Annotated in this window: 11 protein-coding genes and 1 pseudogene; 4 read left to right on the top strand and 8 right to left on the bottom strand. The window is 50.7% G+C overall.

Features of this window, described 5'->3' with window-relative positions:
* Positions 1-5: 5 nt before the first annotated feature.
* From tssE to tssA, 4 genes are read right to left on the bottom strand one after another with little or no spacing between them, the layout of a single operon-like run.
* On the bottom strand, positions 6-419 hold the full coding sequence (gene tssE, locus J3P90_RS00520; protein ID WP_434608575.1) for a type VI secretion system baseplate subunit TssE: 414 nt from the start codon (positions 417-419) through the stop codon (positions 6-8).
* Positions 420-433: 14 nt separating this feature from the next.
* Complete coding sequence (gene tssC / locus J3P90_RS00515) at positions 434-1,909, bottom strand: type VI secretion system contractile sheath large subunit (RefSeq protein ID WP_434675649.1); 1,476 nt, start codon at positions 1,907-1,909, stop codon at positions 434-436.
* Positions 1,910-1,933: 24 nt separating this feature from the next.
* Positions 1,934-2,437, bottom strand: coding sequence for a type VI secretion system contractile sheath small subunit (tssB, locus tag J3P90_RS00510; protein WP_420765964.1), 504 nt, complete (start codon positions 2,435-2,437; stop codon positions 1,934-1,936).
* A gap of 31 nt (positions 2,438-2,468) precedes the next feature.
* Positions 2,469-4,025, bottom strand: a complete 1,557-nt coding sequence (tssA, locus tag J3P90_RS00505; protein WP_434675648.1) for a type VI secretion system protein TssA — start codon at positions 4,023-4,025, stop codon at positions 2,469-2,471.
* Between the two features lie 879 nt (positions 4,026-4,904).
* On the opposite strand from tssA, the gene tnpB reads away from it, so the two are divergent.
* From tnpB to J3P90_RS00490, 3 genes and pseudogenes are all read left to right on the top strand, one after another.
* Positions 4,905-5,228, top strand: a complete 324-nt coding sequence (tnpB, locus tag J3P90_RS00500; RefSeq protein WP_434676609.1) for an IS66 family insertion sequence element accessory protein TnpB — start codon at positions 4,905-4,907, stop codon at positions 5,226-5,228.
* Positions 5,182-5,839 (top strand): annotated as a pseudogene (gene tnpC, locus J3P90_RS00495) (IS66 family transposase); the annotation flags it as partial. The gene tnpB and the pseudogene tnpC, both read left to right, overlap by 47 nt.
* 130 nt (positions 5,840-5,969) lie before the next feature.
* Positions 5,970-6,212: a DUF6124 family protein gene (locus tag J3P90_RS00490; protein ID WP_434675647.1), complete on the top strand. Its 243-nt coding sequence runs from the start codon at positions 5,970-5,972 to the stop codon at positions 6,210-6,212.
* On the opposite strand, the gene J3P90_RS00485 is transcribed toward J3P90_RS00490, so the two are convergent.
* Genes J3P90_RS00485 through J3P90_RS00475 form a run of 3 tightly spaced genes read right to left on the bottom strand, consistent with a single transcriptional unit; the run spans position 6,209 to position 10,275 of the window.
* The gene (locus J3P90_RS00485; RefSeq protein WP_434675646.1) at positions 6,209-7,987 is read right to left on the bottom strand and encodes an ABC transporter ATP-binding protein; all 1,779 of its coding nucleotides are present in this window, start codon (positions 7,985-7,987) and stop codon (positions 6,209-6,211) included. The genes J3P90_RS00490 and J3P90_RS00485 overlap by 4 nt on opposite strands.
* Positions 7,980-8,708 carry a lasso peptide biosynthesis B2 protein gene (locus J3P90_RS00480; protein ID WP_434675645.1) on the bottom strand — a complete coding sequence of 243 codons (729 nt, stop codon included), beginning with the start codon at positions 8,706-8,708 and terminating at the stop codon, positions 7,980-7,982. The genes J3P90_RS00485 and J3P90_RS00480 overlap by 8 nt, the downstream gene beginning before the upstream one ends.
* Positions 8,698-10,275: an asparagine synthase-related protein gene (locus J3P90_RS00475; protein ID WP_434675644.1), complete on the bottom strand. Its 1,578-nt coding sequence runs from the start codon at positions 10,273-10,275 to the stop codon at positions 8,698-8,700. The genes J3P90_RS00480 and J3P90_RS00475 overlap by 11 nt, the downstream gene beginning before the upstream one ends.
* An 810-nt stretch (positions 10,276-11,085) precedes the next feature.
* On the opposite strand from J3P90_RS00475, the gene J3P90_RS00470 reads away from it, so the two are divergent.
* Positions 11,086-11,448 (top strand): DUF6124 family protein, encoded by a 363-nt coding sequence (locus J3P90_RS00470; RefSeq protein WP_434675643.1) that lies wholly within the window; start codon positions 11,086-11,088, stop codon positions 11,446-11,448.
* Positions 11,449-11,551: 103 nt separating this feature from the next.
* Here the strand turns inward: J3P90_RS00470 and J3P90_RS00465 are convergent, their stop codons facing one another.
* Positions 11,552-11,827 carry an HU family DNA-binding protein gene (locus J3P90_RS00465; RefSeq protein WP_003213368.1) on the bottom strand — a complete coding sequence of 92 codons (276 nt, stop codon included), beginning with the start codon at positions 11,825-11,827 and terminating at the stop codon, positions 11,552-11,554.
* Positions 11,828-11,967: the final 140 nt, after the last annotated feature.

The following is an 11,967-nucleotide window of genomic DNA, read 5'->3' as shown; positions in this document are numbered from 1 at the left end:
GCTGTCTATCCTTGACTGACCTTGACTTGTCCGCTGCCACTCAAACAGGCGGAAAAACTCACTTGCCGCCTCAACCCTTCCACGTTCAACAGGGCATCGATGCTGAAAAACAGACTGAGTCGCTCGGCATCGCCAGACCTGGCAGTCACACACACATTGCTCAGGCGCGGCTCGTAAGTCCTGATGAATGCCTGAATCGCATGGCAGGCCTGACTATGCACATCGTGCAAACTAAGGCGCATGTCGTTGAGGTCGGGTAATCCGTAGTCAGGCGCTATTGGCACGCTACCGGCACGAGTGCCAAGCATCTTCGCCAGATGAGCAGCCACTGAAGCCACGATGCAGTCATCGCGGCTCATGAATGCGCGTGTTTCGACGTCGCCGTTCAGCCGCTCGAAAAAGCTGCCGTATCCAGTCATGAGCTAGGCTCCGCTCACGCTTTGTCCAGCTTGCCAACCAACGACAGGGTAAAGTCGGCGCCCATGTACTTGAAATGTGGGCGTACGTGCAGGCTCACGCGATACCAGCCGGGCTCACCTTCGACATCGGTGACGATGACCTGGGCAGCCCGCAACGGCCGGCGACCACGGACTTCAGCACTCGGATTTTCTTGGTCGGCAATGTACTGGCGGATCCACTTGTTCAGCTCCAGTTCCAGATCAGTACGTTCTTTCCATGACCCGAGCTGCTCTCGCTGCAAAACCTTCAAATAATGAGCCAGGCGGTTGACGATCATCATGTATGGCAGCTGCGTACCTAACTTGTAGTTCAGCTCATTCATCTTCCCTTCAGCACTGATCCCGAAAAACTTTGGTTTCTGTACCGAACTGGCAGAGAAAAATGCGGCGTTATCGCTACCTTTGCGCATCGTCAGCGAGATAAAACCTTCTTCGGCCAGCTCGTATTCGCGTCTATCCGAGACAAGAACTTCGGTAGGAATCTTGGTTTCGATTTCGCCCATGCTTTCAAAGTGATGCAGTGGAAGATCTTCCACTGCCCCTCCGCTTTGGGGACCGACAATATTTGGACACCAGCGGAATTTGGCAAAGCTTTCGCTAAGACGAGTACCAAACGCGTACGCCGCATTCCCCCATAGATAATGCTCGTGACTGTTGGCGACGACTTCCTTGTAGACGAAAGACTTTACCGGGTTTTCCTGAGGATCGTAGGGACTACGCAGGAGAAATCGCGGTACGGTCAGCCCCACGTAGCGCGCATCTTCCGATTCACGGAAGCTCTGCCATTTGGTGAATTGCGGGCCTTCAAAATGATCCTTCAAGTCTTTGAGATCAGGCAATCCAGTAAAACTCTCCAATCCAAAGAATTCCGGACCGGCCGCAGCGATAAAAGGCGCATGCGCCATGCTTGCTACGCAGGATATATGCCGCATCAGCTTTACATCGGGTGAGCTTGGAGACAGGAAGTAATTCGCGATAATCGCGCCAACCGGCTGCCCACCGAATTGACCGTACTCGGCGGTGTATACATGTTTGTACAGGCCCGACCGCATGACTTCCGGAGAGTCCTCAAAATCATCCAGCAAATCGCTTTTGGATATGTTGAGCATTTCAACTTTAATGTTCTCGCGAAAGTCGGTGCGATCCACTAACAGTTGCAAACCACGCCATGCTGACTCCAATGCCTGGAAGGCGGGATGATGGAGGATCTCGTCAACCTGCCGGCTGAGCTTCGCGTCGATGTCGGCGATCATGCGGTCTACCATTGCCTTCTTGACCGGCTCGCGGTTGTGCTGAGGCTTGAGAAGCTCCGCGATAAATGCGGCCAGGCCCCGCCTGGCAATGTCGTAAGCATCGTCCCGCGGTGTCAGTCGGGTTTCGGCGATGATGCTTTCGAGGATGCTGCACTCGCTATCGTCGCGGACAACTTGCTGCGCTATTGAGGTGTGCATGTGTGTCTTCCTTGGCTCAGTGAATCAAACAGCCTGCGCTGAAGTCGGCAGGCCTAGTTCGTCCAATATGCGACTGCGTGATTTGTCGTCTGCAAGCACGCCTTCGATAGCTTTGCGAAAGGCGGGGGCATTACCCAACGGACCTTTGAGCGCTACCAACGCATCACGCAGTTCCATCAATTTCTTGAGCTCAGGTACCTGCTCGACGAGGCTAGCGGGGTTGAAATCCTTCATCGAGTTCAAGCGCAATTGAACCGCGAGCTCGTCTATGTCACCTTCTGGTTGGAGGCGATTCGGTACACTCAGGACCAGATTCAACTCCTGCTTGGCCAGCACTTCGTCGAAGGTCATCTTGTCGATGCTGATCGGTTTACGATCCTCAACCTTGCGCCCATCCTGACGGTGGGTGTAATCGCCAACTGCGAGCAGTTTTAGCGGCAACTCAATTTCTTCCTGAGCGCCCCCGGTTGCGGGCTTGAACGTGACGTTGATGCGCTCCTTGGGAGCGACAGAGCCTTCTTTGGCCATGCTTTCTTTCCTTACTATGGGGCCCGTAGGCCTATTCGATTACCCGTTCCAGGTCGAGGTGACATAAGCGGCGGTAAGTTTCATCCCTGCATTCGCGCACGAGATGGTTCTGAGGCAATAGCTCGCAGCAGCGATACAACAGGTGCAGCACCTGCAACGCGAGATCGGGCTCCCATTCGTTCAAATCTGCGCCCAGCAACGTCTGATCGAGCACCTCGAGCTGGGCTTTGGCGAGCTCGTATTTCTTGGCCGAGAAGCACAAACGAGCCATCGCGAACCGCCAAAGGAAGCGCGTACGTCCGCCGTATGTGTTTTGCATTGCCTGGCTGAGAAACTGCACCGCAGACTTGAGACTTTCGTTGCGTAGCATCACCTGAGCTTCTTCCAAAGCTCGTTCCCAAGGCATGTGGTTGTCGTTCACATCGGTTCGGGGCCCAGCGTCTGGAAGATCCAGACGAGGCATGACATGGGCGGCTATCCATGCTCGAGTGGACGGATCCGCGAACGGTTCGCCATCGTGCCAACGCAACTCGATGACTCCGGGCAAACGTTGCAGGAACAATGCGAAATGGATTTCCTGCTCGCGCATGGCAGGCTCCGCACCCAGCCCTTGTAAACACTCCCAGGCGAGCCTCTGGCCATCAAACCAGAAAGGTGCCTTAGCCAAGCTGGCCTCTATTTCAACCAGAAGATTTGCGTAGTTACTTTGCTGGAAACTTTCCCGGTACGCCCTGAGCTTATCCGCAGGAAGCCCACGCAAAAGGGTTTTTAGCTCTACATCATGCTCTGGAACGGCATCGATACTCAGCCAGAGCACGGTACGGTTCAGCCGCAAAGCCCGAGCATCGGTCGCCTTTTGCTTGAGCCACCATGTGCATAACGAACGAGCGCTTTCCTGCTGGGCGCGCAGAGCCCGATGGGCGTCCTTTTCATTTTCGATTGAAACATCGGCAGTGAATAGTTGAGTAGCAGTTTGCTTCACCTGCGCTACTATCGCTTCAACGGCGCTCGGCGGCGGCTTATTATCGATGGAACGCTGCACCAGACTCCTGAGGCGCCGACACAGCGGGAGTAATAGAGGTGCGTCATCGCCCAAGTGATCGGTGAACACCACGTCAAGATCTTCGAGTTGTTCAGCCAGAATCTGGAATAAGGTCAGTTGTGTTTTAATCGCGACATCATCACCCAATGCCTCCTCCAGGCGCGGAAGGAGCCAACTGAGACTGGCCGCACGTGTCCGAACCTTCAAAGGGTACAGCTCAGCCCAATGATTCTTGCAGAGGTATCGCAAGAGACCCACCCCGGCGAGCAGCCCTTGGAACGAGTCTCGCTGATACAACGCCCAAGTCATCCACGCCGCCACTCGTAGATCCTTCGACTGGGTGCGCAACAAAGCTTCCCCTCGCTCCAATATATTCAACCAGTCGACTCGACCGTTTTCATGCACCGACTGGGCTTTGCCAAGCTCCACTTCCAAAACTTCGTATTCGTCTGAAAAACGCATATCCGCGCCCGCGAAATTCCCGTTGGAAATAGGCGTTTGGGCTAGTTTTAAATAATACTCGGACAGTTCTTCAGAATAAGACATGTGTAGCCTTTGATAAGCTTTGGTCGTATAGATCTAATTGTTCCGGAACGAAGGGTAAATTCGATGCGCAGCTATAGAAAACTTAACTCCATGATGATTCTCTGCGAAAGCTGCATCGACATGGCTTTCCGATCGGCGTGAAGCATGCCAAGTTCTAAACGAAAAAAATGTAGGACGTTTCGCTAAATGCGAACCGAGAATGAAAAAAAATGATACCAACACATTTTCTTGCTCGACCGAAGATGGCTACTATTTTTTAGTAATTTTGCCTATAGATGCCGAGCAGTAATTTAGTTCAAATAGTTTCTCCCTCCGAGTGGCTTAACAAAGGTTCGTACGGAAGCTTGAGAGCTCAAAACAAAAAACGCCGATTCGAGATGATGTTCGTGCGAGCAAACACATCTAACAAAGCGGCGTTCTTATGCGCGATACGTTCCTTCCGTTTGGGAGGGCTTTTCTGTTGTCGCCATCAAACCTGATGGCGACACGCTGATCGATCTCATCATCCAGACCAGCCGATTCCCGTGTGACCTGGAGGTGCGCCAGCATTGCCTTCTGGCACGAGTGGCCTACGGCCTGTTCGTGTGGTAGCCAAATACTGAATTAAGGTCATCAAACGGATGGCCATACGGCTACCGAGACAAGGAATTTTTTTCATGTAGATGAAGGTAAGGGGCCGGTGAACACACCTTCCAAGCTCCGCCAACAAGGGTGATTGTGTCCGCGTATTCTTAAGCGGACGCTATTATCATTGAGCTGCCACTCGGCGAGCAATTGATCACCGTGAAGTGGCCAATCTCAGACCCTGACGGATGCGCCCGCTTCGTCCGAGGGCTTGCTCTGTGATCCGCATTGACCATCTGGCTCGCCACCGAGCCGATGGACATGCGAGCGGGCACCAACACCGCGCTGGCCAGGGTGATCGCGGTGTTCGGTGCGGCGAAGCCGCACTGTGCGTATCTATTTGCCAACCGCCGCGCCACGCGCACGAAAGTTCTGGTGCATGACGGCTTCGGGGTCGGGCTGGCGGCTCGGCGTTTGAACCAAGGCAATTCAATTGGCCAGGCATTCACCAAGGCTCTGAAATGGAGTTGGATACCGAACACCCCTGAACATTTTCGCGCTTTGGCGAACGGTTATCGAGAAGCTCACACACGAGATCGCACAACTCCCATGTGGCTGCGTACTCAAGCGTATCGGTAAGGACGTCAGCGAAAAGCTGGACTACACGCCCGGCGTGTTTACCGTTGAGCGCCATATCCGTGGCAAGTGGGTCTGCGATGACTGCGAAACGCTGATCCAAGCGCCGGTTCCGGCGCAGGTCATCGACAAGGGATTCCCGACTGCCGGGTTACTTGCCCACGTCATGATCGCCAAGTTTGCTGACCATCTGCCGCTTTACCGTCAGGAATCGATCTTCGGCCGTGCGGTTTGGCGATTCCACGTTCAACTTTGGCTCAATGGGTTGGTGTGACCGGGGTGCAGTTGCAACCTCTTGTCAATGCACTGCGCGACGTAGTGTTTGGGCAGCAGGTTATTCATGCCGATGAAACACCCGTGCAGATGCTCGTGCCGGGCTCAAAGAAAACTCACCGCTCTTATGTTGGGCCTACGCCACCAGCCAGTTCTCGAATTTGGCAGCGGTGGTTTACGACTTCAGCCCCAGTCGCGCCGGTGAGCACGCTCGCAACTTCTTGCAAGACTGGAAGGGCAAGCTGGTGTGTGATGATTTTGGTGGCTACAAGGCCAGTTTCGAACTCGGAGTGACCGAGATCGGTTGCATGGCCCATGCACGGCGCAAGTTCTTCGAATTAAAACTCCACTAGAATTTCTAGCAATGACAATTTAAGATTATTGTCTGAAGAGGTGCGCAGAGAAATAAGAATGCCGCACTAGGTTTAACAGGCGGCTATGGACTCAACGCGCCTTGTCGAGCTTCCGCTAATGCCGCAAGCAGCCAGCAATCCAGAAGCGCCCCATCAACCCGGCCTGCTACTCCCGATCGTGAAAGAGATGGATAACGGATGCCTGCTGGCCAACTTCTACGAAACCCTCGCGTCGGATCATGCGATGGTGAGTAACCTGGCCTTCGATTTGGAAGGCTCGCCCCACCGCTTTCTATTTGGCGAGCTCTCGCAACGCGGCGAATATCCGGATGACACTAATCGCAGTGTTATGCTCAACTAGACGTTGTTTGTAGCGATCGTATCCGTTGGCGGCTCTGTACGTGGCGTCTGTACCGCCTTGGATAATGTGTAGTGTTTTGCGTACCACCCCCCGGTATCTAATAGCGAGAGATGAGTACCAAGCTCAACTATTGTGCCGTTATCCATAACGATAATTTTATCCGCCTTGCTAGCCTCCACTAAGTCGTGAGTTATTATTATTCGTGTGACACCATTAAGAGCAGCATAGATAGCTGAGGAAAGAATTTTCTTAGTTGCTTTGTCAAGTGAAGAAGTAGGCTCATCTAAAACTATGACGTTTGGGTATCTAGCTATCGCGCGAGCGAATGAAACTCTTTGCTTCTCACCTCCGGACAAGCCATGGCAAGCGTTGCATTCGAGCAACCCCTTATCATCATCAATTCCACTTACCCTCAATATGCGAGGAATCTCCGCCTGATCAAATAATAAATCCCCAAACACATTATCCTTGACAGATCTATCAAACAAAAATGTGTCTTGCGGCACGTAGCCTACATGTTTCCTCAAAGCCCTTATTGCCTCACCCGAAAGTTCCTGCGAATCATATTTAATCACGCCAGCACTCACTTCAACCAAACCAAGCAAAGCTTTAGCCAACGTTGACTTTCCAGCGCCTGAGTTACCCACTACCGCCAAACTGCTCCCACTTTCTATCACGACGCTTATGTCTTTTAGGAGAATTTTCCCGTCAAGTGAATGTATACAAACTTTATTCAACGTAATCACTGGCGGTGGCAGTGGCTGAACTTCTTTCGGGTCGTCGATCAACACGCACGGCTGCACCAGGTGTTCCGCATTTTCGGCTATGGTGACCGAAGTCCTTTTGATGGCGCTCAAAACCATGCCTACATAGCTAACCGGCAACACGAACTGAAGCACATATGCGTTGATTTGCACGAAATCTCCAGCCGTAATAACCCCCCCCGCTAGATCCCTCGCGGCAAACACTGTAATTGCTGTGAGTCCAGCGCCTAACACCATAATTTGCAGGGAGCTTATGGCTTGTGAAAAATTGACGACTCCGATCGCCGATTTTGTAGATGCTAGTAGAGCCTTCTCGATGTGCTTGAACTCCGCCCTCTCGTCTGCGTGGGCAATAATTATAGTGCGGTTTTTTAAGGCATCTAATATTCGCCAATAAGTTGACTGCGCTGACAAATTCGAAAACTTTTGTCTTTCGCCAATACCTTTGTAGCTAAATAAAGAAATTACAACAAAGATCAAAACTGTAGCCGCTAACAGCGAAGCGTAAATTAAAGATGAAAAATGAACAAGCACTGACACCGACAGGATAAGCCTTACCAATAACGGGACGATCTGCCAAACCACACCATCTATGAACATGGGAAGCGCATTGTTGGTTTGACTTAACCTTGTAGCAAAGACTCCACTTGGACTCTCCTTTAGTTCCACCTCTAATTTAAAAATTGAGTTAACACAGAATCGTTTAGTGGCTTCAAATTTAATTTTCTCCACTACGATGGCCGCAAGAACTCCTCTCAGACGAAGTAGTAGTTCTGCGCCCAACCATGTGGCACCATAAACAGCGCCTAACCAGGCGACCTCCGCAACGGCTTCCTTGGCGCTCAGTGAATCAATTAATATCTTAAGTACAGCAGGCGCGGCCACCGACATGAATACTGTTATTAAATCCAACAGGCAGGCCGCTAAAAATGACAACTTAACGCTCAAACTAGCGTTAATTAAGATATTCCAGCAAGCTTTAACGGCGCTTAAAAAATCCTTATCAAGCATTTCCGCTTCCACCAATAGACACTATCTTAGCCAACTCCATGGGTAATTCCTTTCTATCATAGACAACGCCGCTTTCACCTTCGACCCAAGCATGAGAAATGAAAGGATGCGTTTGAACACCGACTATAAATTTACATTTCACATTATGGCTAAATGCGATACGGGCAACTGCGTAAGCAAACTCCAAGCACTTGACCTTACGCCATAGGCAAAATACGGCTAGGTTTACATTGCACGCAATTTTATGCAATTCGGCTTCGTCTGCCGCCATACTATCGGGAGGAAACCGCCGCAGGTCCTGAAGTATTATATGAAGCTTTCCTTTGTCTGAGTTCTTTTTTGCGGATGATAGAAATATCATGGCCCTTATGAAATACTTCGGCCTGAAATCTGATAAGTCGACTCTGCTTTCACCTAACGGCCAGTCGCATTCAAAAGCTCCCTTAGAAATTTTCTCATCTTGAAAAAATTCCTTTGGCAGTTTTTCTCCTAAGCGAATCAAACCTTCGGAAACCAAGTCATTAAGCGAGCCAACCTCGTCCTCTGAGAGTTTCGAAGAGGGCGCACCGAGGATCGAAAACAGCAGGCTGCTTTGTATGTCATCAAAGAATATCAACTCATTAGACGCCTCGTTAAGAGCTGTGATTTTTCCGTTATAGATGGCTGCCGTTACTCCCTTACCCCACTGTACAAATCCCTCCTTTTGCTGTTCAAAATTCATCAACATAACCCTTCCAGTGATTGATATAAATGTTTGCAGTGAATAAATTAATTAGTGACCCTGGACACTTTACAACTCCAGCCGCAACCTCATCTATCAGCCGACACATACCATCTACGTTCACTATATCTGCTCGAACCAAGTAGCCTTCCGTTATGAAACTTTTAATCTCTGATTTGTAATGCAAAAAACAGCGCTGCGTAAGTCCTGCTACGCCACCCTTCCGCCTATACCAAAATTCGTCTGATTGATACTTATCCGCGGCGCGCTTGCGGATGCTGTACCTGTCTATCCCATATTTTAAAAGTTGATCCGAAGGAGTAGCTAGGCCTGTACTTAAAATGTCTGGAGCCAAAAACGGACAAATATAGCGACCTGCAAAAGCAGCCATCGGGGACGATTGCATTTCATATCTATTTACTGCTGAATTCAGGTGTCGCTCAAGCGTACTGACTTCCCTACAGTGGGGATGGGCTGGAATATCAACCTTAAACTCACGAGCACAGTGGCCACTTGCGACAACTTTATTTATACCGTTACTGTTTGCAAAAAAACGTCCAGGATCGTCTAATTTCATTTGCATACATCTATATTCCTCAAAGCTCTCTTTGATGGCGTGTATAAAAGGCGAACGCAAATAATTAGAAATACATAGTGAACTTTTAAACGCTCCAATAACGTCTCCTTTCTTCAATAGCTCAACTGGCAATCCTTTTTGAGGGGCGGCACAAAAAATTGAATCTCCGCCTGCGCCGTTAAATATGGCCGTGCTCTGCGACGAAAGCAGGTGAGACGAGTAGTCTAAGTATCCGATATTCACAAGTCCCGGATGAGGGAAATTTGGCTTAATATTTGAACAGGTGGTGACCTGAAAGGGTTTGAGATCTTCTACGTCTAGAATCGTCAGATCGCAACGATGTTTAGCCGCTAGACTCTTTACGCGCTGCAAGTCATCTACCTGACCGCTAGCAAAGTCAGTGAGGTGAATCAGCTGTAAATCGCCATCAGGCATTACTTCTAAGAGAGAATGCAGCAGTATGCTAGACTCGAGTCCGCCAGAGTATTCCAACATAACTGTTCGAACACCAGCCAGTCTCTTTCTTAACCCATCCTCCAAAGTCTCTAAAACTTCTATTTCTCTAGGGTCAAGCTCCTCCCCCAAATCAACATGCATATCTGAAGAGCTTAATACGCTACCTGGAGGCAAGTAAAAAACATCCAAGAACGGAGTGTGCACTCTTGGCGTTGCACCGCACGCGATATACTCAATGAAATAATTAATATTTGGGGTTGTTCTGCTTTTTTTACAGGAAAGAAGCAGCTCCAAACTGGAGGAGATCAGTAAATTTCCGCACTTTTCCTTATAAACAAACACTTGATGCTCGGAAAATATACTGACTGAAAGTTTGCTCGCACAAAAAGTTAGCAGGCCAACACCCTTAAATTCCAATGTACTGCTTGATCTATGTTGTTCATCGCTACTTAATAGGTATTCGCCATTATTTCCAGAGGGCGAGAATACAAATTCAAGAGAGCCTTGATTTGAAGCTTGTAAAATAAAATCCATAGCACTCTAATCCTTGAGAAAAGGAAGCAGCCCTTCGCCAGCGACTGCATCCACGCTGCTATAGTGTATTAGCTATTTATTGCGTACCTCGACCAGTGCGGCATCTCCAAGTCTGCGAAACCTGGTGCTCCTTGAATATTTGGTGACGCAGGTAGTTTAATCAAGTTTTTGAACATTTCATGCTTTCCTTGTGCTAGTTCGGTTAAAGCCAGCGACAGCTGACTGATATGGAGATTGCCAAATTTAAAAAAATAAAAAAGTAGGACGCTTCTCAAATAAATTGTCTTTTGAAAAAATCAGAATGATCCGTAGTCTTTTGTTCAAACAACTGTTGGATTCGGGCGGTGCCGCTAGCGAATTAGCGGGAGGCGGTGGAAGTTTATCAGCAAGCTATATCCGGCTCTTCAGACTGCAAAAATGCGGGAGTTCGTAGTTTATGAAGCCTATGCGTTCAAAGGAGATCAGACAGTTTTCATGCAATTAGAACTTTATTGATCTGCGGCCAAAGCTTAGGTGGAGCAGTCGCATTGCTGCTCGCGGAAACGCTGCTCACAAGCGCCGTCATAGGTTGACGCGCTCGGCTGGCGGCGCTGAGTACTTTGCTGGTCACCGCCAAGGGACGTTTTCGGGAGCCGGCTGCATGAGTCTCATCAGTCAGGCATTGCCTGCACTCGATGGCGGTTGTGCGCATGGCGCCTTCGGGCGCGCCGGGTTCCGTTGCCTCTACCGGTCTACTAACTTGCGCACAGCTGCCTCCTTTCGTTTAGTAGCGAGACGGTTGCGGCCTACTAAATCAGAGGTAGCGTAACGATGTTCAAAATAACTCCGAATCCTCCAGAAGCAGATCCCAACTCTCCGTACCTCGACGGCCCCAACGCCAAGAAACACGACGAAGCCGCCAAGCACACGCTGGATTATTACCTGGCGCCCAAACCGGGAAAGCCCGAAGAACCCCCTCAACCTGGCCAGCTGTTCACCGTCGTAAAAGACATGGGCAACGAATGCCTGCTGGCCAACCTCAGCGAAACCCTGGCCTCCGCTGACGCGATGGTCAGCACGCTGGCCGTCGACTTGGATGGCGCGTACCGCCACTTTCTCCTAGGCATTCAGCAACTGATCGAGCTGAGTTCGTTACTGGCGAACCGAGTGTTGAACAACGTCGATCCGCGCTAACCGCTGCGCCACGGTTTACTCAGGCACAAAAAAGGCATACCGATCACCATCGGTATGCCTTTTTGTTGCCGCTTCCTTCCCTCGTCAGAGGTACTCGCCGCGATTACGGGTTAACGCTGTCCTTCAAGGACTTGCCCGGCTTGAACGCAACGGTGTTGCTGGCCTTGATCTTCACTGGCTCGCCGGTTTGTGGGTTCTTGCCGGTGCGGGCGCCGCGGTGGCGTTGCAGGAAGGTGCCGAAGCCGACCAGGGTGACGCTGTCCTTGCGGTGCAGGGCGCCGGTGATTTCTTCGAGGACGGCGTTGAGGACGCGGTTGGCTTGTTCTTTGGTGAGGTCTGCTTTTTCCGCGATGGCGGCAGCGAGTTCTGGTTTACGCATGAATGAAGCCCCTTTGACGGTTTTTTTGTTGTTATGTCCGGGCTGTTCTCTTCGGAACACCCCCTAAGGCGCCGCAGGCTCTACTCTGCGGCAGACGGGAGTGAGGATGGCACGGGGCCGCAACCGGCGCCAGTGGCCGG

Source organism: Pseudomonas sp. D3-10 (assembly GCF_051132175.1).
GTDB lineage: Bacteria > Pseudomonadota > Gammaproteobacteria > Pseudomonadales > Pseudomonadaceae > Aquipseudomonas.
This window is presented reverse-complemented; position numbering and strand designations above follow the sequence as displayed.